General features: G+C 65.0%; 24 protein-coding genes. 18 read left to right on the top strand and 6 right to left on the bottom strand.

All coding sequences use genetic code 11. The annotated features are described in order from the left end of the window. Window position 1: 1 nt before the first annotated feature. The 5 genes from kdsA to SZ55_RS26720 all read left to right on the top strand — a co-directional run bounded on the left by kdsA (window position 2) and on the right by SZ55_RS26720 (window position 3,930). A complete protein-coding gene (gene kdsA, locus SZ55_RS26740; protein ID WP_044414329.1) occupies window positions 2–847 on the top strand; it encodes a 3-deoxy-8-phosphooctulonate synthase in 846 nt (281 codons plus the stop codon). Between the two features lie 145 nt (window positions 848–992). Next, window positions 993–2,282, top strand: a complete 1,290-nt coding sequence (gene eno / locus SZ55_RS26735) for a phosphopyruvate hydratase (RefSeq protein ID WP_044414327.1) — start codon at window positions 993–995, stop codon at window positions 2,280–2,282. 60 nt (window positions 2,283–2,342) lie between these two features. Beyond that, complete coding sequence (ftsB, locus tag SZ55_RS26730; RefSeq protein WP_044414324.1) at window positions 2,343–2,624, top strand: cell division protein FtsB; 282 nt, start codon at window positions 2,343–2,345, stop codon at window positions 2,622–2,624. Beyond that, a complete protein-coding gene (ispD, locus tag SZ55_RS26725) occupies window positions 2,621–3,328 on the top strand; it encodes a 2-C-methyl-D-erythritol 4-phosphate cytidylyltransferase (RefSeq protein ID WP_044414320.1) in 708 nt (235 codons plus the stop codon). Before ftsB ends, ispD begins: the two co-directional genes overlap by 4 nt. A gap of 8 nt (window positions 3,329–3,336) precedes the next feature. Beyond that, window positions 3,337–3,930, top strand: coding sequence for a hypothetical protein (locus tag SZ55_RS26720; protein ID WP_052807681.1), 594 nt, complete (start codon window positions 3,337–3,339; stop codon window positions 3,928–3,930). Here the strand turns inward: SZ55_RS26720 and SZ55_RS26715 are convergent. Beyond that, window positions 3,893–4,780: a LysR substrate-binding domain-containing protein gene (locus tag SZ55_RS26715; RefSeq protein WP_044414318.1), complete on the bottom strand. Its 888-nt coding sequence runs from the start codon at window positions 4,778–4,780 to the stop codon at window positions 3,893–3,895. The genes SZ55_RS26720 and SZ55_RS26715 overlap by 38 nt on opposite strands. A gap of 104 nt (window positions 4,781–4,884) precedes the next feature. Here SZ55_RS26715 and SZ55_RS26710 point away from each other — a divergent pair, with 104 nt between their 5' ends. From SZ55_RS26710 to rpoS, 8 genes are all read left to right on the top strand, one after another. Further along, the gene (locus tag SZ55_RS26710; protein ID WP_044414315.1) at window positions 4,885–5,997 is read left to right on the top strand and encodes an S-(hydroxymethyl)glutathione dehydrogenase/class III alcohol dehydrogenase; all 1,113 of its coding nucleotides are present in this window, start codon (window positions 4,885–4,887) and stop codon (window positions 5,995–5,997) included. A gap of 78 nt (window positions 5,998–6,075) precedes the next feature. Then, window positions 6,076–6,921, top strand: a complete 846-nt coding sequence (fghA, locus tag SZ55_RS26705) for an S-formylglutathione hydrolase (RefSeq protein ID WP_044414314.1) — start codon at window positions 6,076–6,078, stop codon at window positions 6,919–6,921. Window positions 6,922–7,002: 81 nt separating this feature from the next. Further along, window positions 7,003–7,476, top strand: coding sequence for a 2-C-methyl-D-erythritol 2,4-cyclodiphosphate synthase (gene ispF / locus SZ55_RS26700; RefSeq protein ID WP_044414311.1), 474 nt, complete (start codon window positions 7,003–7,005; stop codon window positions 7,474–7,476). After that, entirely contained in the window at window positions 7,473–8,531 is a 1,059-nt protein-coding gene (truD, locus tag SZ55_RS26695; RefSeq protein ID WP_044414308.1) for a tRNA pseudouridine(13) synthase TruD, read from the top strand. Before ispF ends, truD begins: the two co-directional genes overlap by 4 nt. Then, complete coding sequence (gene surE / locus SZ55_RS26690; RefSeq protein ID WP_044414304.1) at window positions 8,519–9,268, top strand: 5'/3'-nucleotidase SurE; 750 nt, start codon at window positions 8,519–8,521, stop codon at window positions 9,266–9,268. The genes truD and surE overlap by 13 nt, the downstream gene beginning before the upstream one ends. Before the next feature lie 41 nt (window positions 9,269–9,309). Further along, window positions 9,310–9,945, top strand: coding sequence for a protein-L-isoaspartate(D-aspartate) O-methyltransferase (locus tag SZ55_RS26685; RefSeq protein ID WP_172435135.1), 636 nt, complete (start codon window positions 9,310–9,312; stop codon window positions 9,943–9,945). A gap of 154 nt (window positions 9,946–10,099) precedes the next feature. Continuing rightward, complete coding sequence (locus SZ55_RS26680; protein ID WP_044414298.1) at window positions 10,100–10,954, top strand: peptidoglycan DD-metalloendopeptidase family protein; 855 nt, start codon at window positions 10,100–10,102, stop codon at window positions 10,952–10,954. Window positions 10,955–11,057: 103 nt separating this feature from the next. Beyond that, window positions 11,058–12,059, top strand: coding sequence for an RNA polymerase sigma factor RpoS (gene rpoS / locus SZ55_RS26675; RefSeq protein ID WP_044414296.1), 1,002 nt, complete (start codon window positions 11,058–11,060; stop codon window positions 12,057–12,059). 464 nt (window positions 12,060–12,523) lie between these two features. Here rpoS and fdxA read toward each other — a convergent pair whose 3' ends face one another. After that, window positions 12,524–12,847: a ferredoxin FdxA gene (gene fdxA / locus SZ55_RS26670; RefSeq protein WP_044414294.1), complete on the bottom strand. Its 324-nt coding sequence runs from the start codon at window positions 12,845–12,847 to the stop codon at window positions 12,524–12,526. A gap of 137 nt (window positions 12,848–12,984) precedes the next feature. Beyond that, the gene (gene mutS, locus SZ55_RS26665) at window positions 12,985–15,564 is read right to left on the bottom strand and encodes a DNA mismatch repair protein MutS (protein ID WP_044414292.1); all 2,580 of its coding nucleotides are present in this window, start codon (window positions 15,562–15,564) and stop codon (window positions 12,985–12,987) included. A 125-nt stretch (window positions 15,565–15,689) separates the two neighbouring features. Between mutS and SZ55_RS26660 the strand changes: the two genes are divergently transcribed. The 3 genes from SZ55_RS26660 to recX all read left to right on the top strand — a co-directional run bounded on the left by SZ55_RS26660 (window position 15,690) and on the right by recX (window position 17,810). Further along, complete coding sequence (locus SZ55_RS26660; protein WP_044414288.1) at window positions 15,690–16,202, top strand: CinA family protein; 513 nt, start codon at window positions 15,690–15,692, stop codon at window positions 16,200–16,202. Between the two features lie 86 nt (window positions 16,203–16,288). Then, entirely contained in the window at window positions 16,289–17,341 is a 1,053-nt protein-coding gene (recA, locus tag SZ55_RS26655) for a recombinase RecA (protein WP_044414285.1), read from the top strand. 4 nt (window positions 17,342–17,345) lie between these two features. Next, the gene (recX, locus tag SZ55_RS26650; RefSeq protein ID WP_074971922.1) at window positions 17,346–17,810 is read left to right on the top strand and encodes a recombination regulator RecX; all 465 of its coding nucleotides are present in this window, start codon (window positions 17,346–17,348) and stop codon (window positions 17,808–17,810) included. Between the two features lie 60 nt (window positions 17,811–17,870). Here recX and SZ55_RS26645 read toward each other — a convergent pair whose 3' ends face one another. Beyond that, window positions 17,871–18,944, bottom strand: coding sequence for an LOG family protein (locus tag SZ55_RS26645; protein ID WP_044414282.1), 1,074 nt, complete (start codon window positions 18,942–18,944; stop codon window positions 17,871–17,873). A gap of 204 nt (window positions 18,945–19,148) precedes the next feature. Continuing rightward, entirely contained in the window at window positions 19,149–19,565 is a 417-nt protein-coding gene (locus tag SZ55_RS26640; RefSeq protein WP_044414279.1) for a quorum-sensing-regulated virulence factor family protein, read from the bottom strand. A gap of 478 nt (window positions 19,566–20,043) precedes the next feature. On the opposite strand from SZ55_RS26640, the gene SZ55_RS26635 reads away from it, so the two are divergent. Both SZ55_RS26635 and SZ55_RS26630 read left to right on the top strand, forming a co-directional pair. Then, on the top strand, window positions 20,044–21,744 hold the full coding sequence (locus SZ55_RS26635; protein WP_044414276.1) for an OmpP1/FadL family transporter: 1,701 nt from the start codon (window positions 20,044–20,046) through the stop codon (window positions 21,742–21,744). A 108-nt stretch (window positions 21,745–21,852) separates the two neighbouring features. Continuing rightward, window positions 21,853–22,563, top strand: a complete 711-nt coding sequence (locus SZ55_RS26630; protein ID WP_044414274.1) for a tRNA-uridine aminocarboxypropyltransferase — start codon at window positions 21,853–21,855, stop codon at window positions 22,561–22,563. On the opposite strand, the gene SZ55_RS26625 is transcribed toward SZ55_RS26630, so the two are convergent. Beyond that, window positions 22,554–23,438 carry a DMT family transporter gene (locus tag SZ55_RS26625; protein ID WP_044414272.1) on the bottom strand — a complete coding sequence of 295 codons (885 nt, stop codon included), beginning with the start codon at window positions 23,436–23,438 and terminating at the stop codon, window positions 22,554–22,556. The genes SZ55_RS26630 and SZ55_RS26625 overlap by 10 nt on opposite strands. Window positions 23,439–23,455 lie beyond the last annotated feature (17 nt).

Below are 23,455 nucleotides of genomic sequence, written 5' to 3'. Positions count from 1 at the left end.
CATGCAGCAGAAGATCGTTCGCGTCGGCGACATCGAGATCGCCAACGACAAGCCCTTCGTGCTCTTCGGTGGCATGAACGTGCTGGAGTCCCGTGACCTGGCGCTGAAGGTCTGCGAAGCGTACGTGCGGGTCACCGAGAAGCTCGGTATCCCGTATGTGTTCAAGGCCAGCTTCGACAAGGCCAACCGTTCCTCCATCAACTCCTTCCGTGGCCCCGGCCTGGAAGAGGGGATGAAGATCTTCGAAGAGGTGAAGAAGACCTTCGGCGTGCCGGTCATCACCGACGTGCACGAGCCTTACCAGGCCGCTCCGGTGGCCGAGGTCTGCGACATCATCCAGCTGCCGGCCTTCCTCTCCCGCCAGACCGACCTGGTGGTGGCGATGGCGAAGACCAACGCAGTCATCAACATCAAGAAGGCCCAGTTCCTCGCACCCCAGGAGATGAAGCACATCCTGACCAAGTGCGAAGAAGCCGGTAACGATCGCCTGATCCTCTGCGAGCGCGGTTCGTCCTTCGGCTACAACAACCTGGTGGTCGACATGCTCGGCTTCGGCATCATGAAGCAGTTCGGCTACCCGGTGTTCTTCGACGTCACCCACGCCTTGCAGATGCCGGGCGGCCGCGCGGATTCCGCGGGCGGTCGTCGCGCCCAGGTCACCGACCTGGCCAAGGCGGGCATGAGTCAGGGGCTGGCCGGCCTGTTCCTCGAGGCCCACCCGGACCCGGACAACGCCAAGTGCGATGGCCCGTGCGCCCTACGCCTGGACAAGCTTGAGCCGTTCCTCGACCAGCTCAAGCGCCTGGATGACCTGGTCAAGGCTTTTCCGCCGATCGAGACTGCCTGAGCCGGCAGTTCTCCGGTAAAGTGCCGGGCGGGCGCAAGCTGACCAGTTGGTCATGTTTTCGCCGGAACTGCCGAATGAACATCCGGACGGCCCGCCCCTCTAATTTCGCTGCAGCGTTATCGTCAACTTTGGAGTGCTAACAACAATGGCAAAGATCGTCGACATCAAGGGCCGCGAGGTTCTGGATTCCCGTGGCAACCCCACCGTGGAAGCCGACGTGATCCTCGAGAACGGTTTCATCGGCAGCGCCTGCGCGCCGTCCGGTGCATCCACCGGTTCCCGCGAGGCGCTGGAACTGCGTGATGGCGACAAGAGCCGTTACCTGGGCAAGGGCGTGCTGAAGGCCGTGGCCAACATCAACGGCCCGATCCGCGACCTGCTGCTGGGCAAGGACGCGACCGACCAGAAGGCCCTGGACCGCGCGATGATCGAGCTCGACGGTACCGAGAACAAGGCCAAGCTGGGCGCCAACGCCATCCTCGCCGTGTCCCTGGCGGCTGCCAAGGCAGCTGCCCAGGCCAAGGGTGTCCCGCTGTACGCGCACATTGCCGACCTGAACGGCACTCCGGGCCAGTACTCCATGCCCGTCCCGATGATGAACATCATCAACGGCGGCGAGCACGCCGATAACAACGTCGACATCCAGGAGTTCATGGTCCAGCCGGTCGGCGCCAAGAACTTCGCCGACGCCCTGCGCATGGGCGCCGAGATCTTCCACCACCTGAAAGCCGTGCTGAAGGCCCGTGGCCTGAACACCGCGGTGGGTGACGAGGGCGGCTTCGCCCCGAACCTGGCCTCCAACGAAGACGCTCTGGGCGCCATCGCCGAAGCCGTCGCCAATGCTGGCTACAAGTTGGGCACCGACGTGACCCTGGCCCTGGACTGCGCTTCCAGCGAATTCTTCAAGGACGGCAAGTACGACCTGGCCGGCGAAGGCAAGGTGTTCGACGCCAACGGTTTCGCCGACTACCTGGCCGGCCTGACCCAGCGCTACCCGATCATCTCCATCGAAGACGGCATGGACGAGTCCGATTGGGCCGGCTGGAAGTCCCTGACCGAGAAGATCGGCGAGAAGGTGCAGCTGGTGGGTGACGACCTGTTCGTGACCAACACCAAGATCCTCAAGGAAGGCATCGACAAGAGCATCGCCAACTCGATCCTGATCAAGTTCAACCAGATCGGTTCCCTGACCGAGACCCTGGAAGCCATCCAGATGGCCAAGGCTGCCGGCTACACTGCGGTGATCTCCCACCGTTCCGGTGAAACCGAGGACAGCACCATCGCCGACCTGGCCGTAGGCACCGCTGCCGGCCAGATCAAGACCGGCTCCCTGTGCCGTTCCGACCGCGTGTCCAAGTACAACCAGCTGCTGCGTATCGAAGAGCAACTGGGCGGAAAGGCCCCTTACCGCGGTCGTGCCGAGTTCCGCGGCTAAGCCGGGGATGATAAAAAGGGCAGCGAAAGCTGCCCTTTTCGTATGGATACTTCTCTTTCGATGGCCAAATCCCCCTACTGGTTGTTCGTTGTACTGATCCTGGCCTTGTCCGGGTTGCAGTATCGCCTCTGGGTGGGTGATGGCAGCCTCGCCCAAGTCGCCGAACTGGAAAAGCAGATCGCCGAGCAGAAGGGCGAGAACGAGCGCCTGCTCGAGCGCAATCGCATCCTCGAGGCCGAGGTGTCGGAGCTCAAGAAGGGTACGGAAACCGTCGAGGAGCGTGCCCGCCATGAGCTGGGCATGGTCAAAGAGGGCGAGACCCTCTACCAGATCACCGAATGACCCCACCCGAGCTCCCCGAATTCTGGGCCGTGATCCCCGCCGCCGGCGTGGGGGCCCGCATGCGTGCCGACCGGCCCAAGCAGTACCTGGAGCTGGCCGGGCGCACCTTGCTCGAACATACCCTTGCAGCCTTTCTCGACCACCCACGGCTCAAGCGCCTGGTTGTCAGCTTGAGCCCTGAGGACCCGTACTGGCCGAGCCTTGCTGCATCCCGTGACCCGCGCATCGAGCGCGCCGAGGGTGGCCGGGAGCGTGCGGACTCGGTGCTCAATGCACTCCTGCGTCTGGCCGAACTCGGCGCGCAACCGCGCGACTGGGTGCTGGTGCACGATGCGGCCCGACCCAATCTGTCCCGTTTCGACCTGGATCGCCTGCTGGCGGAGCTGGCCGACGATCCGGTGGGCGGCCTGCTGGCGGTCCCCGCCCGGGACACCCTCAAGCGGATCGGCCCTGATGGGCGAGTCGCCGACACCATCGACCGCAGCCAGGTCTGGCAGGCCTACACCCCGCAGATGTTCCGTTTCGGTGCGCTGCACCGGGGCCTGGCCGATGCGCTGGTCGCCGGCGTGGCGATCACCGACGAGTCGTCGGCGATGGAGTGGGCCGGCGCTGCGCCCCGTCTGGTGGAAGGGCGCGCCGACAACATCAAGGTCACCACCCCCGAAGACCTGCTGCGCCTGCAGCGTGGCCTGTTCGACCGCTGAGCCTTGCCATGAAGCGCCTGGGACGCCTGCTGCCCCGCCTGGAAGGCTACCTGCACCGGGTGCTGCGCTGGGCCGGTGACGGCTGGCGGCTGCCCTGGCTGTGTCTGGGGCTGGCCTTCGTCGGCACCCTGACGGCGGCCTATCCCATCACCTCCGTCCTGGTTCCCGCCGTGCTCATGGCGCCCCGGCGCTGGGGCGTGGTCAGCCTGTTCGCCGCCCTGGGCAGCAGCTGCGGTGCGCTGGGGATGATGCTGATCGCCCACTACCTGGGCTGGAGCCAGCTGTACGCCTGGTTCCCGGCCATGGCCACTGACCCGTCCTGGCTGCGGGTGATGGGCTGGACCCATGAGTACGGCCTGCTGGCGCTCTTCGCCGTGGCCCTGCTGCCCTTGCCGCAGACGCCGGCGCTGCTGGCGTTGTCCACCGTGCCGCTAGCCTACCCGGGAGCGTTCGCCGCCATCCTGGCAGGCAAGGTCCTCAAGTACCTGGGGTTCGCCTGGGTGGCTTCGCGCTTCCCTGGACACGTCCACGGCTTCCTGCATCGCCATGGGCGGGCCTCCACGCCTACGCCGCCGGGTGGGTCGACGCCAGGCCGTCCCTGAGTGCATCCACCAGTTGGCGGACCTTGGGTGACAGGTGGCGCTGCTGGGGATACAGCGCCCAGACGGCGGTATTCGGCGGGCGATGCTGCTCCAGCAGGGACACCAACTCGCCGCTCTTCAGGTGGTCCAGCACGTAGTAGTCGGGGAGCTGGCACAGGCCGAAGCCACGTAGCGAGGCATCCAGCACGGCCTGGCCGCTGTTGCAGCGCCAGTTGCCCTGCACCCTCAGGCTCTGTTCCTTGCCGTCCTGCTGGAAGGTCCACTGGTCCGAGCTGCCCACCAGGCAGTTGTGCCGGGCCAGCTCGGACAGGCTGTGGGGCCGGCCATAGCGTTCCAGGTAGCTCGGGGCGGCGCACAGGTACATGACGCGGGGCGCAAGGCGCGTCGCCACCAGCCGCGAGTCCTGCAGGCGGCCAAGGCGGATGGCCAGGTCCAGGCCTTCGTGCACCAGGTCCAGCGGGCGGTTGCTCAGCTCGATGTCGACCCGCAGCTGCGGGTGACGCGCCATAAAGGCGTTCACCAACGGCACGATGAAGCGCTCGCCATAGGCCACCGCGCAGGTCATGCGCAGCAGGCCCTTGGGTTCGCCGGTCAGGTCGCTGATGGCGCGCATAGCCTCGTCCCGCGCATCTACTAAGCGCTGGCAGTGCTGCAGGAAGGTCTGCCCGGCCTCGGTCAGCGCCACCTTGCGGGTGCTGCGGTAGAACAGGCGGGTTTGCAGGCGTTCTTCCAGGCGGGCGATCTGGCGGCTCACCTGGGATGAAGAGAGGCCGATGCGCTGAGCCGCGGCGGTGAACTGGCCGGTTTCCGCAACGGCGATGAATTCGTCCAGGCCTTCCCACCGGTTCATTGGATTATCCCTATGTGGCAATAAAGTTTTGCTTTGCGGCGGATTATTTACCAAATCGAGGTCATCTACACTCCCGCCACCGTTCACATCGCTGGAGAAGCGCCATGATCAAGTCCCGCGCCGCCGTTGCCTTCGAGGCTGGCAAACCCCTGCAGATCGTCGAAGTCGATGTCGCGCCGCCCAAGGCGGGCGAGGTCCTGGTGCGCATCGTCGCCACCGGTGTCTGCCACACCGACGCCTACACCCTGTCGGGCGCGGATTCCGAGGGTGTGTTCCCGTGCATCCTCGGCCACGAAGGCGGCGGCATCGTCGAGGCGGTGGGCGAAGGCGTCACCTCCCTGGCGGTGGGCGACCACGTGATCCCGCTCTACACGGCCGAATGTCGCGAGTGCAAGTTCTGCAAGTCCGGCAAGACCAACCTGTGCCAGAAGGTCCGTGCGACCCAGGGCAAGGGCCTGATGCCCGACGGCACCAGCCGCTTCAGCTACAACGGCCAGCCGATCTACCACTACATGGGCTGCTCGACCTTCTCCGAGTACACCGTGCTGCCGGAGATCTCCCTGGCGAAGATTCCCAAGGAAGCCCCGCTGGAGAAGGTCTGCCTGCTGGGTTGTGGCGTGACCACCGGCATCGGCGCCGTGCTCAACACCGCGAAGGTGGAGGAGGGCGCTACCGTCGCCATCTTCGGCCTCGGCGGCATCGGCCTGGCCGCCATCATCGGCGCCAAGATGGCCAAGGCTTCGCGCATCATCGCCATCGATATCAACCCCTCCAAGTTCGACGTGGCCCGCGAGCTGGGTGCGACCGACTTCGTCAACCCGAAGGACCACGCCAAGCCGATCCAGGACGTGATCGTCGAGATGACCGATGGCGGCGTGGACTACAGCTTCGAGTGCGTCGGCAACGTCGACCTGATGCGTGCGGCGCTGGAGTGCTGCCACAAGGGCTGGGGAGAGTCGGTCATCATCGGCGTGGCCCCGGCCGGTGCCGAAATCAAGACCCGTCCGTTCCAGCTGGTCACCGGTCGCGTGTGGCGTGGCTCGGCCTTCGGTGGGGTGAAAGGCCGCACCGAGCTGCCGACCTACGTGGAGAAGTCCCAGTCGGGCGAGATCCCGCTGGACACCTTCATCACCCACACCATGGGGCTGGATCGCATCAACGAGGCCTTCGACCTGATGCACGAAGGCAAGAGCATCCGCACCGTCATCCACTACTGACTGCCCTTTCGGCTGGCACAGGGCGGCAGGGATTGCCTGTCGCCTGTGCGTTGCCCTGAGGACGACCCGGAGGCCCCCATGACCCTCGAGATCGTTTCCAGCAACAAGAGCTTTGGTGGCTGGCACAAGCGCTACCGCCATCGCTCGACCTGCCTGAACTGCGACATGGTGTTCGCGGTGTACCTGCCGCCCCAGGCGGAACAGGGCGAGAAGCTGCCCGTGCTCTACTGGCTGAGCGGGCTGACCTGCACCGACGAGAACTTCATGCAGAAGGCCGGCGCCCAGCGCCTGGCGGCCGAGCTTGGGCTGATCATCGTCGCGCCCGACACCAGCCCCCGGGGCGAGGGTGTGCCGGATGACCCGGACAAGGCCTGGGATTTCGGCCTGGGTGCCGGTTTTTACGTCAATGCGACCCAGGAGCCCTGGGCCCGTCACTACCGCATGTACGACTATGTGGTGCATGAGCTGCCGGCGCTGGTGGAGGCCAACTTCCCGGTTTCGGACCGCCGTGGCATCGCGGGGCACTCCATGGGTGGGCACGGCGCGCTGGTCTGCGCGCTGAAGAACCCTGGGCGCTACCAGTCGGTTTCGGCCTTTGCGCCGATCAGCAATCCAATGGCTTGCCCCTGGGGCGAGAAGGCGTTCTCCCGTTACCTGGGTGATGACCGTTCGCGCTGGCGCGAGTGGGATGCCTGTGCACTGCTGGCCGAAGCCCAGGAGCGCCTGCCGATCCTGGTTGACCAGGGCGACCGCGATGACTTCCTGGAGGGTCAGCTCAAGCCGGACGCGCTGCAGGCTGCCGCCCGCGCCAGTGGCCATCCGCTGACCCTGCGGTTGCAGCCGGGCTACGACCACAGCTACTACTTCATCGCCAGCTTCATCGACGATCACCTGCGCCATCACGCTTCGGCCCTGCGGGGCTGACGCGGTACCTAGGCGGGGCGGCCATCGGTCGCTCCGCTTTCGGGTAGAATCCCGCCCCTGTTCTTACGGGGCACTCCTCTCATGCGCATTGGACACGGTTACGACGTACACCGCTTCGGTGACGGTGATCACATCACCATCGGCGGGGTACGCATCCCCCATAGGTTCGGCCTTGTGGCCCATTCCGACGGCGACGTGGTGCTGCACGCACTGTCCGACGCCTTGCTCGGCGCGGCGGCACTCGGTGATATCGGCAAGCACTTCCCGGACACCGACCCGCAGTTCAAGGGAGCGGACAGTCGCGTGCTGCTCCGCCATGTCCTGGCCCAGGTGAAGGGCAAGGGCTGGAAGGTGGGTAACGTCGACGCCACCATCGTGGCCCAGGCACCGAAGATGGCGCCGCACATCGAGGCGATGCGCGCTACTATTGCGGCTGACCTTGAGGTCGGTATCGACCAGGTCAACGTCAAGGCGACCACCACCGAGAAGCTCGGTTTCACCGGGCGTGAAGAGGGCATCGCCGTCCATGCTGTTGCCCTGCTGCTGCCGCTATGACCGAACTCGAACTGCTGGGGCCCCGGGCCCATGGCGAAGCGCTCGGCCAGGCCGTCCTCAAGGCGGTGGCCGAGGACTTCCAGGTGGACGAGGTGCTGGACATTCCCCTGGCGGGTGAAGGTGAACACCTGTGGTTGTGGGTGGAAAAGCGCGGCCTCAATACCGAGGAAGCGGCCCGGCGTATTGCGCGGGCTGCGGGCGTTCCCCAGCGGGCCATCAGCTACGCCGGCCTGAAGGATCGCCAGGCGCTGACCCGCCAGTGGTTCAGCCTGCACCTGCCGGGCAAGGCCGATCCGGACCTTGCTTCGGCAGAAGGCGAGACCCTGCGCATCCTGCGCCAGGTCCGTCACAAGCGAAAGCTGCAGCGGGGTGCCCACTCGGCCAACGGCTTCACCCTGAGGCTGACGGCCTTGCAGGCCGACCCGGCAGCCCTGGAGGCTCGGCTGAAGACGCTGGCTGCCGTCGGCGTGCCCAACTACTTCGGCCTGCAGCGCTTTGGCCACGAGGGCGGCAACCTGCTGCAGGCCCGGCACTTCGCCGAGCAGCACGTATTGCCCGAGCAACGCAACTTGCGCTCCCGTTTGCTCTCGGCAGGCCGCAGTTACCTGTTCAACCGGGTACTGGCTGCGCGTGTGGCCAATGGCAACTGGAACCAGGCGCAGGTCGGCGATCTCCTGGCCTTTACCGACAGCCGGAGTTTCTTCCCGGCAGGAGAGGCCGAGTGCGCCGACCCGAGGTTGGCGATTCTCGATCTGCATCCCACCGGTCCGCTGTGGGGCCAGGGTGACTCGCCGGCCGGCGGTTCGACGCAGGCATTGGAGCAATCCGTGGCGCTGGCCGAGCCGGCCCTGCGTGACTGGCTCGTCGAGGCGGGCATGGCGCACGAACGGCGCATCCTGCGCCTCCCCATCGGGGGACTTACGTGGCATTATCCCGGGCCTGACGTTCTGCAACTGGAATTCGTCCTGCCGGCCGGATGCTTCGCTACCGCTGTGGTGCGCGAGCTTGTCGATCTGGTGCCGGTGGGGCACACGGACAATCCATGCGTATTCTGATTTCCAACGACGACGGGGTGAACGCACCCGGTATCGCCGCCCTCCATGCTGCGCTCGAGGGTTATGCCGAGTGTGTGGTCATCGCGCCCGACCAGGACCGGAGCGGCGCCAGCAGTGCATTGACGCTGGACCGCCCCCTGCATCCGCAGGTCTTGGCCAACGGTTACATCAGCATCAACGGTACCCCGACCGACTGCGTGCACCTCGGCCTGAACGGGTTGCTGGAGGAAGCCCCTGCCATGGTGGTCTCCGGCATCAACCTGGGCGCCAACCTGGGGGATGACGTGCTTTATTCCGGGACGGTGGCTGCTGCCTTGGAGGGTCGCTTCTTGGAGCGCCCGGCCTTTGCCTTCTCGTTGCTTTCGCGGCAGCCGGACAACCTGCCGACAGCGGCGCATTTCGCCCGCCTGCTGGTGGAGGCGCACGAGCAGCTTGACCTCCCGCCCCGCACCGTGCTCAACGTGAATATCCCCAACCTCCCGCTGGACCATATCCGCGGCATCCAGCTCACCCGCCTTGGCCATCGCGCTCGTGCAGCCGCACCGGTGAAAGTGGTGAACCCGAGGGGGAAGGAGGGCTACTGGATCTCGGTCGCCGGGGACGCGGAGGATGGTGGGCCCGGGACTGATTTCCATGCGGTCATGCAGGGCTATGTCTCGATCACCCCGCTCCAGCTCGATCGCACCTTCACCCAGGCGTTCGACTCGTTGGATAGCTGGTTGGGAGGCCTGTCCTGATGGCTCGCGAGCAGGATGATCTGTTGCGCCGGGGCATCGGCATGACCTCGCAGCGCACCCGCGAACGCCTGATCCAGCGCCTCTATGAGGAAGGGCTGTCCAACGCCCATGTGCTGGAAAGCATCCGTCGGACCCCGCGCCACCTGTTCGTCGATGAGGCCTTGGCCCACCGGGCCTACGAAGACACAGCGCTTCCCATCGGCCACAACCAGACGATCTCGCAGCCCTACATGGTGGCGCGCATGAGCGAGCTGCTGCTGGCAGCGGGGCCCTTGGACAAGGTGCTCGAAATCGGCACCGGTTCCGGCTACCAGACCGCGATCCTGGCGCAGGTGGTGGAGCGGGTGTTCTCCGTCGAGCGGATCCAGGCACTGCAGGATCGTGCGAAGGAGCGTCTGGCCGAGCTGAACCTGCGCAACGTGGTTTTCCGCTGGGGCGATGGCTGGGAAGGCTGGCCTGCACTGGCACCCTATAACGGCATCATCGTCACGGCGGCTGCCGCCGAAGTTCCGCAAGCGCTGCTGGACCAATTGGCACCGGGTGGGCGGCTGGTGATTCCGGTTGGGGCAGGGGACGTCCAGCAATTGATGCTGATCGTCCGCGAGGAAAACGGTTTCTCCCGGCACATCCTTGATGCGGTGCGGTTCGTACCCTTGCTGAGCGGTCCGCTGGCCTGATGCGGCCAGCAGGGAACCTGCAAGGCCAGTCGGCTCTCTGATTGGCTGGTGGCCGGGCGTAGTCTTGCGCCGCGGTGCGCAGTGGATAACGTGCCCCTCAGATATAATTGGCAACAATAAGCATGACCTTGGGACGTAGGGAAAGGGGACGGGAATGAGCCTGGCCATTCGGCAGGGGATTAGCACTGGAAGCATGCGTGCACTGGCAGCGATGGTCGTCATCGCCTGGTTGGTGGCGGGGTGCGCCAGCTCGCCCAAGGGTGGTGTCCAGGTCGTGGACCGGAACAACCCGTCGGCCTCCGGCACGCAGCGACAGCCGACCACCTCCGGGCAGTACCGTGTCCAGCGGGGCGATACCCTCTATTCCATTGCGTTCCGTTTCGGCTGGGACTGGAAGGCCCTTGCGGCACGCAACAGCATTCCGGCTCCCTACGTAATCCGCCCGGGCCAGGTCATCCGTTTCGACGGCCAGACCGGCTCAACTCCCACTCGTACTGTGGCAACGGCTCCTACGACGTCGCCGTCGACCCGACCGGTTCCGCCGTCTTCGACTACCAAGACGCCGCCGGCCACTTCCAGGCCGCAGCCTGCTCCGGGTGTCTCCCAGCCCCCTCCAGCCCCGCCAGCCGGGCGCCCTGCGGGAGGTTGGGCCTGGCCGGCGGGCGGTCCGTTGATTGCCCGATTCTCCTCAAACGGAAGTTTGAATAAAGGCATTGATATAGGCGGGGAATTAGGCCAGCCTGTCTTAGCTGCGTCTGATGGTTCCGTTGTGTATGCCGGAAGTGGATTACGGGGCTACGGTGAACTGGTGATCATCAAGCACAGCGATACCTACGTGAGCGCCTATGGTCACAACCGCAGGTTGCTGGTTCGGGAGGGACAGCAGGTCAAGGTTGGCCAGACCATTGCAGAAATGGGCTCCACAGGTACCGACCGGGTGAAGCTGCACTTTGAGATTCGCCGCCAGGGCAAGCCTGTAGATCCGCTGCAATATCTGCCGCCTCGCTGATCGTTGTTCAGCCCGTCGTCCTCGTAGGTTGGACGGGCTCAGGCGTAGCCAGGGAAATGGTATCGCCAGGGCTTGTTGTCGAACTCAGCAAGGGACAACAACAATGGCACTCAACAAAGAAGCGCCGGAGTTTGATGTCGATGACGACCTGCTCATTCTTGAGCCGGGCATCGTGGATGACGTGCTGACCGAGGAGCCCGAGGCAACTTCGTCTGGCACGCGTTCGAGGCAGTCGAACTCACCCAAGCAACACAAGTACATCGACTACACCCGCGCATTGGACGCGACCCAGCTTTATCTCAACGAAATCGGCTTTTCCCCTCTCCTTACTCCAGAAGAAGAAGTCCACTTTGCGCGACTGGCCCAGCGGGGCGACCCCGCCGGACGCAAGCGCATGATCGAAAGCAACCTCCGGCTGGTGGTCAAGATCGCCCGACGCTATGTCAATCGCGGTCTCTCACTGCTGGACCTGATCGAAGAGGGCAACCTCGGTTTGATCAGGGCGGTTGAGAAGTTCGATCCCGAGCGTGGCTTCCGTTTTTCCACCTACGCCACCTGGTGGATACGTCAGACCATTGAACGCGCGATCATGAACCAGACCCGGACCATCCGGCTGCCGATCCACGTGGTCAAGGAACTGAACGTCTATTTGCGTGCGGCTCGTGAGCTGACCCAGAAACTCGACCACGAACCATCGGCCGAAGAGATCGCCAACCTGCTGGAGAAGCCTGTCGAAGAGGTCAAGCGCATGCTCGGCCTGAACGAGCGGGTGACTTCGGTTGACGTTTCCCTTGGTCCAGACTCCGATAAGACCCTCTTGGATACACTGACCGACGACCGCCCTACCGACCCCTGCGAGCTTCTGCAGGACGATGATCTGTCCCAGAGCATCGACCAGTGGCTCTCCGACCTGACGGACAAGCAGCGGGAGGTAGTGGTGCGCAGGTTCGGTCTGCGTGGCCATGAGAGTTGCACCTTGGAAGAGGTAGGCCAGGAGATTGGCCTCACCCGAGAGCGCGTGCGCCAGATTCAGGTTGAGGCCCTGAAGCGCCTGCGTGAAATCCTTGAAAAGAATGGGCTTTCCAGCGACGCACTTTTCCAATAAGGCGAGCTGCCCTTGAGAACCCGGCTTCGGCCGGGTTTTTTATTGAGGGGTCTCAGCAAGTGTCCGGCCGAAGTGATAGAGCTTTTGTAAGCTATCGCTTACATGTGGCGTAAGTGAAGTGTGTAAAGAGCGCGACGTGAACGGGGTTTTTAGGTTTCTCTTTTTTCTATCTAATTGAAATTAAAGAATATTTTTTTGAGATAAAAAGCGAGGGCATTGTTCTCCAGCTCCATGGCGTGAGCTTGTCCCGTTCGAGGAAGCCGTTAATATCACTTCCACGCGACACGGAATGGTTGCAGGCAGAGACGGATTTCTGCCAGGAACGCCGCAGGATGCGGTTCATCAGGATGATGATTGGGAAACAAAGGGATAGGGACAAAAGAGTGGGCGGGCAACCGCCCCTTTTTTTGCCCGCAAGAAATGAAAAAAGGCCCGCTTTGGCGGGCCTTTTCTTTTGGTGCTTTTCAGCGCTCCAGATGCTGGAGCTTGCCTTTCACACCGTCCCACTCTTCGGCATCAGAGAGGGCTTCTTTCTTCTCGGTGATGTTCGGCCAGACTTCCGCCAGGTCGCGGTTCAGTTCGATGAACTCCTGCATGTCCTCCGGTACTTCATCCTCGGAGAAGATGGCTTGTGCGGGGCACTCGGGTTCGCACAACGCGCAGTCGATGCACTCGTCCGGGTGGATCACCAGGAAGTTCGGGCCTTCGTAGAAGCAGTCTACCGGACAGACTTCCACGCAGTCGGTGTATTTGCATTTGATGCAGTTGTCGGTGACGACGAAGGTCATTCTGATTCTCTCCTCAAGCGGCGGCATGGAAGCCCGACTTCATGGGCTTCCTGCTCTGGATCGGCTATCCCGGCTCAGGCTGGCGACCGAAGCTCGTCCAGAGCGCGCGGGATTCTAACAGCTTGTTTGCCTCGGCGTTAGATTCGTGATTTCAGTGCATAAAGCAGATCAAGTGCCTGCCGGGGCGTGAGGTTGTCCGGATCGGCCTTGGCCAGGTCCTCCAGCACGGGGTGGGGCAGGCTGGCGAACAGGTCGCTCTGCATCGGTGGCGCGGGTTTCCCTGGCGCTGCCTGGAGCAATTCGTGGGGCAGGCTGGTGGTTTCCAGCCGTGCCAGGTGCTCGCGAGCGCGCTGGATCACGCCACCCGGGACGCCCGCCAGTTGCGCCACCGCCAACCCATAGCTCTGGCTGGCAGGGCCTGGCAGAACATGGTGCAGGAAGACGATCCGCTCATTGTGCTCGGTAGCGTTCAGGTGCACGTTAGCCACCACCGGCTCGCTTTCCGGCAGCACCGTGAGTTCGAAATAGTGGGTGGCGAACAGGGTGTAGGCACGCAGCTTGGCCAAGTGCTCGGCAGCCGCCCAGGCCAGTGAGAGGCCGTCGAAGGTGCTGGTCCCGCGGCCTACTTCGTCCATCAGCACCAGGCTGCGGTCCGTAGCGTTGTGGAGGATGTTCGCGGTTTCGCTCATTTCCACCATGAAGGTCGAGCGCCCGCCCGCCAGGTCGTCGCTGGAGCCGATGCGGGTGAAGATGCGATCCACCATGGAAAGCTCGCACCGTGCTGCCGGCACGAAGCTGCCGATATGGGCCAGCAGCACGATCAGGGCCGTCTGGCGCATATAGGTCGACTTACCACCCATGTTCGGTCCGGTGATGATCAGCATCCGCGTGCTGTCATCCAGGGTCAGGTCGTTCGCGACAAAGGGGGTTTCCAACACCTGCTCCACCACCGGGTGGCGGCCCTGGGTGATGCGCAGGCAGGGCTCGTCGACGAAGCGGGGGCGGTTCAGGTCGAGGTTGAGTGCACGCTCGGCCAGGTTGCTCAGCACGTCCAGTTCGGCCAGCGCGGCTGCGGTGTCCTGCAGAGGCGCGAGCTGCTCGATCAGCAGTTCCAGCAGGGCTTCGTAGAGCATCTTCTCGCGCGCAAGGGCGCGACTCTTGGCCGACAGCGCCTTATCCTCGAAGGCCTTGAGTTCCGGGGTGATGAAGCGCTCGGCACCCTTCAGCGTCTGCCTCCGGATGTAGTCGGCAGGTGCCTGCTCGGCCTGCACCCGTGGCAGTTCGATGTAGTAGCCGTGGATGCGGTTGTAGCCGACCTTGAGGTTCGGCAGCCCGGTTCGGGCCTTCTCCCGGGCTTCCAGATCCATCAGGTACTGGCCGGCGTTCTCGCTGAGCGCCTGAAGCTCGTCCAGTTCCGTGTCGTATCCGGTCTTGATCACGCCGCCATCGCGGATGACCGCCGGCGGGTTGTCGATGATGGCGCGCGTGAGCAGGTCGGCCAGCTCCGGATAGGTGCGGATGCTGCCGGCCAGGGTCTGGAGGTGAGGGATATCCAGACCGCTCATGGCGTCCTGCAGGGCCGGCAGCGCGGTCAGGGCGTCGCGCAGGCGAGCCAGGTCGCGGGGGCGGGCGTTACGCAGGCCGATACGGGCGAGGATCCGTTCGACGTCGCCGATCTCCTTCAGCTGCGGTTGCAGCCCTTCATAGCGGTAGCCGTCCAGCAGCGCGGTGATGGAGTCCTGGCGTGCTTCCAGCACAGCCCGGTCACGCAACGGACGGTTCAGCCAGCGCCCAAGCAGCCGGCTGCCCATGGCGGTCTGGCAGCGGTCGACGACGGATTGCAGGGTGTTGTCCCGCCCGCCCGAAAGGTTGACGTCCAGTTCCAGGTTGCGACGGCTCGCGCCGTCGAGGATCACCGTATCGTCGAGGCGGTCATGGCGCAGGCTGCGCAGGTGGGGCAGGGCGGTACGCTGGGTCTCCTTGGCGTACGCCAGCAAGCAGCCTGCCGCGCCGATCGCCAAGGTCAGGTTCTCGCAACCGAAGCCCTTGAGGTCCTGTACGCCGAACTGCTGGCACAGGCTCTTCTTCGCCGAATCCCGGTCGAAGTCCCAGGGCGCGCGGCGGCGCACGCCCCGACGCTTCTCCGCCGGCAGCCCCTGCGGCCAGTCGTCGGGGATGAGCAGTTCGGCCGGGTTGAGGCGCTCGAGCTCGGCCAGGAGGTTTTCCCAGCCCTTGATTTCCTGCACGGCGAAGCGGCCACTGGTGATGTCCAGCACGGCCAGGCCGAACAGGCGCTCGTCACCCAGCACGGCGCCGAGCAGGTTGTCGCGACGCTCGTCCAGCAGGGCCTCATCGCTGACGGTACCCGGGGTGATGATCCGAACGACCTGGCGTTCGACCGGACCCTTGCTGGTGGCCGGGTCGCCGATCTGCTCGCAGATGACCACCGACTCACCGAGCTTGACCAGCTTCGCCAGGTAGCCCTCCACGGAGTGGAAGGGGATGCCTGCCATGGGAATCGCCTTGCCGGCCGACTGCCCGCGCGCGGTCAGGGTGATGTCCAGCAGCTTGGCCGCCTTCTTCGCGTCTTCGTAGAAAATCTCGTAGAAGTCGCCCATGCGGTAGAACATCAGCTGGTCCGGATGCTGGTTCTTCAGCCTCCAGTACTGAGCCATCATGGGCGTGTGTTCGGAAAGGTCCTGGGTATCTTTGGCCATCGGTGCTTCGCGATTCTGAAGGTGGGGCCGGGCATTCCGATTGCCATGAACCGATGCCCGGTCTTGCATGGGAAGGGCGCTAGTGTACGGTATCCGGCTTGCCTGCTTTAACCCCGGAGTTGCACATGCCCGACACCGATCTCTCCCTGACCGAACTTGCCGCCCGCCTTGGCAAGGCCCTGGCGGCCATAAAAGCGCAGGTCACCACGGCGGAGTCCTGCACCGGAGGTGGCATCGCCGAAGCGATCACCCGTATCCCGGGCAGCTCCGCCTGGTTCGAAGCCGGCTATGTCACCTATTCCAATGCCCAGAAGACGGCGCAACTGGGTGTACCGGAAGCCCTGTTCAGCCAGGTCGGTGCGGTCAGCCGCGAGGTGGTCCTGGCCATGGTTGAAGGCGCACAAGCCCACAGTGGCGCGCGATTCGCCGTCGCAGTCAGCGGCGTTGCGGGGCCTGATGGGGGCTCGCCCGAGAAGCCGGTCGGTACCGTCTGGATCGCCTGGGCCGACGGAGACGCGCGCCACAGTCGTCGCTACCAGTTCGTGGGCGACCGCCAGCAGGTGCGTCGGCAAACGGTGGAAACGGCCCTCCACGGTGTCATCCGACTAGCTGCAGGAGAAAAACCGTTCGAGGGGTAGGCGAGCGAAAGTTTCCTGTGAAATAATACTGTCTACTTATACAGTTGTTGGTGGCCGTCAGGCCCTCTTGATGAGCGAGGACTTCAATGGACGAGAACAAGAAGCGTGCTTTGGCGGCTGCCCTGGGCCAGATCGAGAAGCAGTTCGGCAAAGGCGCGGTCATGCGCATGGGCGACCATGAGCGCCAGGCCATCCCGGCCATTTCCACCGGCTCCCTGGGGCTGGACATCGCCCTCGGCATCGGCGGCCTGCCCAAGGGGCGTATCGTCGAGATCTACGGCCCGGAATCCTCGGGCAAGACCACCCTGACCCTGTCCGTGATCGCCGAAGCCCAGCGCATGGGGGCCACCTGCGCCTTCGTCGACGCCGAGCACGCGCTGGACCCGGACTACGCCGGCAAGCTGGGCGTCAACGTCGATGACCTGCTGGTTTCCCAGCCCGACACCGGCGAGCAGGCCCTGGAAATCACCGACATGCTGGTGCGTTCCAACGCGGTCGACGTGATCATCGTCGACTCCGTTGCCGCCCTGGTGCCCAAGGCCGAGATCGAAGGCGAGATGGGCGACTCCCACGTCGGCCTGCAGGCCCGCCTGATGTCCCAGGCCCTGCGCAAGATCACTGGCAACATCAAGAACGCCAACTGCCTGGTCATCTTCATCAACCAGATCCGCATGAAGATCGGCGTCATGTTCGGCAGCCCGGAAACCACCACCGGTGGTAACGCGCTCAAGTTCTACGCCTCCGTCCGCCTGGACATCCGCCGTATCGGCGCGGTGAAGGAAGGCGAGGAAGTGGTGGGCAGCGAGACCCGCGTCAAGGTCGTCAAGAACAAGGTTTCCCCGCCGTTCCGCCAGGCCGAGTTCCAGATCCTCTACGGCAAGGGCATCTACCGCAGCGGCGAAGTCATCGACCTCGGTGTGCAGCAGGGCATCCTCGAGAAGTCCGGCGCCTGGTACAGCTACCAGGGCAACAAGATCGGCCAGGGCAAGGCCAATGCCGCCAAGTACCTTGAGGACAACCCGGAAACCGGCAAGGCGATCGAGAAGCTGATCCGCGAGCAATTGCTGAACCGCAACAACGGCAAGCAGGACTTCGTCCCCACCGCCGAAGAAGCCGCTGAAGCCGACGCTGACGCCTGATCCCGTGCCCGTCGTGCTCGACAGCCCCGCCGCCGTGCGGCGGGCCGCGATGGACCTGCTGGCGATGCGCGAGCACGGTCGCGTCGAGCTGACGCGCAAGCTGCGTCAGCGCGGCGCCCCGCCTGAACTGATCGAAAGTGCCCTCGACCGGCTTGCCGACGAGGGCCTTCTCGATGAATCCCGCTACCTCGAAAGCTTCATTGCCAGCCGTGCCCGCTCCGGTCACGGGCCTGCGCGTATCCGTGAAGACCTGGCCCAGCGTGGCTTGCCCCGTCCGGCCATCGAGGCGGCTTTGCGTGAAGCCGATATCGATTGGGGCGCGCACCTGCGTGAAACCTGGACGCGCAAGTTCGCGCGATTGCCCCTCGACGCCAAGGAGCGCGCCAAGCAAGGGCGCTACCTGGCCTACCGGGGGTATTCGATGGAGATGATCAGCCGCTTGCTGAGAGGCTCGTCGCTGGACGATTGAGGTGTTGTACGTACTGAAAAGCCCTGCCAGGCGTACCTGGCAGGGCTTTTTCATTGGGCGTCAGCGCACCCAGTGTTCCGGCAGGTTGATGAAATCCACCAGCTCCCGCAGACGCCCGTGGTCGCGGCCGTTGAAGCGGAACGCCAGGCGGATGAGGTGGCAGAACTCCGGCTCGTCCCGCTCAGGCTCGCAGTAGGGGCGCTGTTCGAAGCCGCCCTGCAGGCACAGGCCTTTGAATTCTTCGTGCAGGGTGTGAAGGGCCGACTCCGTCAGCGGGTGGTTCATGCGAATGACGAAGTCGCTCTTCAGCCAGCGGCTGGAGTGGAAGTTGCCGTAGAAGCGGGCGATCTCCATGGCCGCGTCTTCCGCGCTGTGCACCAGCCGAACCAGGCGCAGATCGCTGGGCAGGATGTAGCGGTTCAGTTCCAGATGGCGGTGCAGGAAGTCCAGCGCATCCTTCCAGTAGCTGCCGCCGGGCTCGTCCAGCAGTACCACCGGCACCAGCGGGCTCTTGCCGGTCTGGATCAGGGTGAGCACTTCGAGGGCCTCGTCCAGCGTGCCGAAGCCCCCCGGGCACAGCACCAGGGCATCGGCTTCCTTGACGAAGAACAGCTTGCGGATGAAGAAGAAGTGGAACGACAGCAGGTGGTCGGTGCCCGCCACCGTGGCGTTCGCGCGTTGTTCGAAGGGCAGGGTGATGTTCAGGCCCAGGCTGTTCTCCTGCCCGGCGCCTTCGTGGGCGGCGGCCATGATGCCGCCCCCGGCACCGGTAATGACCATCATGTCGAGCCGGGAGATGGCCTCGCCCAACTGGCGGGCCAGGTCGTACAGCGGGTGCTCCACGGGCGTGCGTGCGGAACCGAACACGGTGACCTTGCGACGGCGCTTGAACTGCTCGAGGACGCTGAAGGCGTGCTCCATCTCGCGCAGGGTCTGCAGCATGATCTTGGCGTCCCAGCGGTTGCGATCCGCCTGGGCCATACGCACCACGGTGGTCACCATCTCGCGGTAGAGGGACAGGTTGGGGCTTTCGTGCGGAACCACCAGCCCGACCAGTTCGTCGACCTTTTGCGCCAGGTCGATCCCGCTGGTCTGGAAGTGCCGGGAGAGGTAGTCATCCGGTTCGAAAGGCATAGCGTTCTCCTTGCTCAGCAACTGCACGGCACGCCCGGGGTGGGCGCGCCAGAGCCCTGCCAACGGGGCATTCGACCCGGATGCAGGACGCTGGGACAGCTTGCGCGAGTGCCTCGGGCTTTTCCAGCCGCAAGACGCAGCCTCGACCCCAGCCACCTGTAGGACACGGGGGCCGGCAGCCGCAGGCAGGAGGGGAGGGCCGTGTTACTTGGCCGTGGAGGCCTTCAGGCCGCAGTCGCTGGCAATGAAGCGTTCGTTGGTGACCGGGCGATTGCTCTTGTACTCGGTGAAGGCGTAGCGCAGCGCCGCGCCACGGGCCAGCAACTGGCGGTAGCCGTTGTTGCGGCACACGCTGTTGGCCAGCTGGGCGCGCACCGAGTCGGGGTTGGCACGCATCTGGGCGGCGTGGGCGGGGCGGACGCTGAGGTGGTTGATCAGCTCCGTACCCTCCACCGTGTAGCCCTGGTCAAGGATGTCCTCGTTGATGGCGCGGGGCGTGCCGACGCTGCTCTCCTCAGCCACTTTCTCCAGCATCTTGGTCAGCTCGAAATCCTTGAGCGAGGCCGCCTGCACGGCGATGGGCGCGAGAAGGACGAGGGCGGCGAGGGTTAGGCGTTGCATACGAATCTCCGAGGGTGGGGCAGCCTTTGACTCTGGCTGCGGCCGAGTGTTCATGGCCCGGGAGCCTGGTGCGCGCATCCTGAACAAGCGCCGCCCGCAGATCAAGGTCCGTCGGCGTTCCCAACGCGGGACCGTGCCGACGAGCGGTCCCCCGGTGCTGGCGGCCTGCCAGCCTGTGGTCATGCGTAACAACCCGCCCTACCTGAACGAACCCCGTCACAAGGGGCGCGGGCCCGGTTGCCGCTTCGCTTGGCCCCTGCGTCGTGGCTGCGTGCTGTTACCGGCAGATGACCACGAGGCAGGGCCCACCTCGACTTAAGGATGGGGATCGACGGCAAAACACGAACTGTCCCAAAACCCGTGATGCCTTCCGGTGTCCAGTGAGGAATGACCCGGCCACCCCAGGCCTTGCGTGCGGGTCATTGAAAACAAAGGGCGGGGCCATGTTCCCCGCCGCTACAGTTCGGAGTCGAGAACAATGACAACAACTCGTCCTGCCGGCTGGCTGACCGCATTCTGCGGCGGCAGCCTCGTGCTTGCCTTCCACGCCCCTGCATTGGCCTCGGGCTACCACTTCGGATCCCAGTCGGTGTCCGCCCAGGGCACCGCCCACGCCAATGGTGCCGAGGCAGCCGACCCCTCGGTGATCTTCTACAACCCCGCGGGCCTGGCGCGCCTCAAGGGCACCCAGATGACCACCGGCATGAGCCTCCTCATCCCCCGTGGCGAATACGAGGACAAGGGCAGCACCGACGTTTTCGGCAACCCCACCGGCAGCGGTGACGGTGATGCCGGCTCCTACCTGCCGGATGCCGCTGCGGCGCCGAATTTCTACTTTTCCCGGCAGATCAACGACCAGGTCACCGTCGGCCTCGGCATCTTCGTGCCCTACGGCGCCAAGCTCGACTACGAGGAGGACTGGAGCGGCCGCTACGGCATCCAGTCGGCCAGCCTGGAGACGGTCAACTTCAACCCCAGCATCGCCTACCGCTTCAACGAGCATCACAGCATCGGCTTCGGCGTCTCGGCCCAGTACATCAAGTCGGTCCAGCGTGGGGCGGCGGATGTGAAGGGCGCGTCCCGCCAGTTGGCCGGGCAGTTCGTCGCGGCCAACCAGCAGGTCACCGAGCTGGCCGCCTCGCCCCTCGGCCAGGCCGCGATCCCATTGCTCTACGGCGTCAGCGTGCCGGAGGAAATCACCCGCTGTAATGGCCAGAGCGGCGATGCCTTCGTCGACTGCGTGGCCTCCAACTTCGCCGATAACGTGCAGGGCGACGGCTACTTCCGCGCCAAGGGCGACGACTGGGGCTTCGGCTGGAACATCGGCTACCTCTGGGAGCCCACCGAGTCGACCCGCTTCGGCATCGCCTACCGCTCCCACATCAAGCACACCCTCAAGGGCGAGTCGAAGTGGAGCTTCGCCGATGTCCAGGGCGCCGTGCCCTCGCCGACCGCGGACCTCAGCGGCGGCATCGACCTGGGTGTGATCACCCTGCCGCCCAAGGACCAGCTCGAACTGGTGCTGGACCCGGCCAACTGGGTCAACCCGGGGGATTTCGCCGCCACCCGCCTGCACCCCAACTCCAAGGCCAGCACCTCCATCGACACCCCCGAGTCGCTCTCCATCAACGCCTTCCACCAGCTCAACGACAAGGTCGCGCTGATGGCCGACGTCACCTGGACCCGCCACTCCCGGCTCGGCACCATCGGCGTCGGCCTGGACCAGGTTGCCGGCTACCCCTACTTCAACGGCGTCACCGAGGGCGACCTCAACGTCCGCCAGGACTGGAACGACACCTACAAGATCTCCCTGGGGATGAACTACCAGTACAGCGACGACCTGCTGCTGCGCACCGGCATCGCCTACGACAAGAGCCCGGTTAGCGGCGCCAGCACGCGCCACCCCGGCTTCCCCGACGCGGATCGCTACTGGCTGTCGTTCGGCGCCAACTACCAGCTGTTCAAGGACACCTCGGTGGACCTGGCCTACAGCTTCGTGCAGTTCGACACCGGCAAGATGGACTACGCCGACAACTGCTCCCCCGCAGGCTGGGTCCCCGGCAGCGGCGGTCTCTACGTCGACAGCGGCCAGCGTTGCACCGGCAACGGGGGCAACTACAAGGGCGAGTACAAGACCCAGATCCACTTCATCGGGCTGGCCCTCAACCACACCTTCTGAGTGGGGCGATGGGCAGTGGGCAACGGCTCGTCCGGCCCGCTGCCCATCGATGACCGGGCGGGGGTACACTGCGCGCCGTTTCCGCACAGCCCTGGTTTCCCGCCTTCCATGACCCACGCCGTCTTCCGCTTGCGCGCCGAATGCCTGGCCCGCGCCACCCGCCCGTTCGTTGCCCGCGGCTCCCGCGCCCCCCGCTGTCCGCGTTGCCGGGTGATTCCCGCCTACTGCTTCTGCGACCAGCGTCCGCAGGTGCCGGCCAACGCCGGGATGTGCCTGTTCATGTACTACTCGGAGCCGCTCAAACCGAGCAACACCGGCTGGCTGATCGCCGACGTGGTGGCCGATACCGCCGCCTTCGAATGGTCGCGGATCGCCCTCGACCCGGCAGCCGAGGCCCTGCTGAACGATCCCCAGTGGCAGCCGTACGTGGTGTTCCCGGGGGAATACGCCGAGCCGGAGCGGGTGGTGGAGGAGGTGGCGGTCGAGCCAGGCAAGCGACCGCTGTTCATCCTGCTGGATGCAACCTGGACGGAGGCTCGCAAGATGTTCCGCAAGAGCCCGTACCTGGACCGTTTCCCGGTGCTGAGCCTGCGCCCGGAGCAGATCTCCCGCTACCGCCTGCGCCGCTCCAAGCGTGACGAGCACCTGTGCACGGCCGAGGTGGCCGCGCTGTGCCTGGAACTGGGCGGTGACTCACAGGCCGCTGGCGCGCTGGATGCGTACCTGGACCTGTTCACCGAACGTTACCTGGGCGCCAAGCATGCCCTGCCGCTGGACCTGGAGAGCCCGGCGCACCAGGCGCTGCGCCCTTACCTCTGAGCCTCGTGGCGCTGCGGCCAGAGCTGCGCCACCAGCATGCCGACGAACATCAGCGCACAGCCCAGGTAGCCCCGCGCATGCAGGGACTCACTGAGCATGAGGGCGCCGGCGATGGCGGCGAACACCGCCTCCAGGGAAAGGATGATGGCCGCGTGGGACGCAATCGCGTGCTTCTGCGCCACCACCTGCAGGGTGTAGCCGATGGCCACGGCGATCACCCCGCCATAGAGGATGGCCGGGCCGGCCGAGACGATGGCGTCCAGGCGGATGTCTTCCAGCACCAGGGCCAGGGCCAGGCTGATCACCGCGCAGGTGATGAACTGCAGGATGGCCAGTCGCACCGGGTCGTGGCGGCTGGCGAAGAACCCCACCAGCAGCACGTGCACACCCCAGACCACCGCACCCGCCAGTTGCAGCCAGTCGCCGCGCGCCACCTGGAAGTTGTCACCGACGCTGAGCAGGAACATGCCGCCCACCGCCAGCAGCGCGCCGATCCAGGTGCCCATGCCGGTGCGATGGCCCAGCAACAGCCCCAGCAGCGGCACGATGATCACGTACAGGCCGGTGATGAAGCCGGAGTTGGTCACGCTGGTGAACAGCAGGCCCACCTGCTGCAGGTTGATACCCAGGGACAGGGCCAGCCCCATCAGCACACCGCCCAGCAGCAGGCCCCGGTTCATCGGCTCATGGTGTTCGCCACGTGGCAGCAGGTAGAGCAGCGGCAGCAGCACCAGGGCACCGAGTCCGAAGCGCAGGCCGGTATAGAGGAAGGGGCCGATGGCATCCATGCCGAGCCGTTGTGCCACGAACGCAGCGCCCCAGATGGCGGCGGTGATCAGCATCAGGATGTCGGCGCGCAGGGCTTGGCTTCGCATGGGACTTCTCGGCAGTC

Origin of the sequence: Pseudomonas sp. FeS53a, from assembly GCF_000931385.1 — a bacterium.
Taxonomy (GTDB): Bacteria; Pseudomonadota; Gammaproteobacteria; order Pseudomonadales; family Pseudomonadaceae; genus Metapseudomonas; species Metapseudomonas otitidis.
The sequence above is the reverse complement of the archived record's forward strand: the minus strand, read 5'-3'. Positions and strand labels throughout refer to the sequence as shown.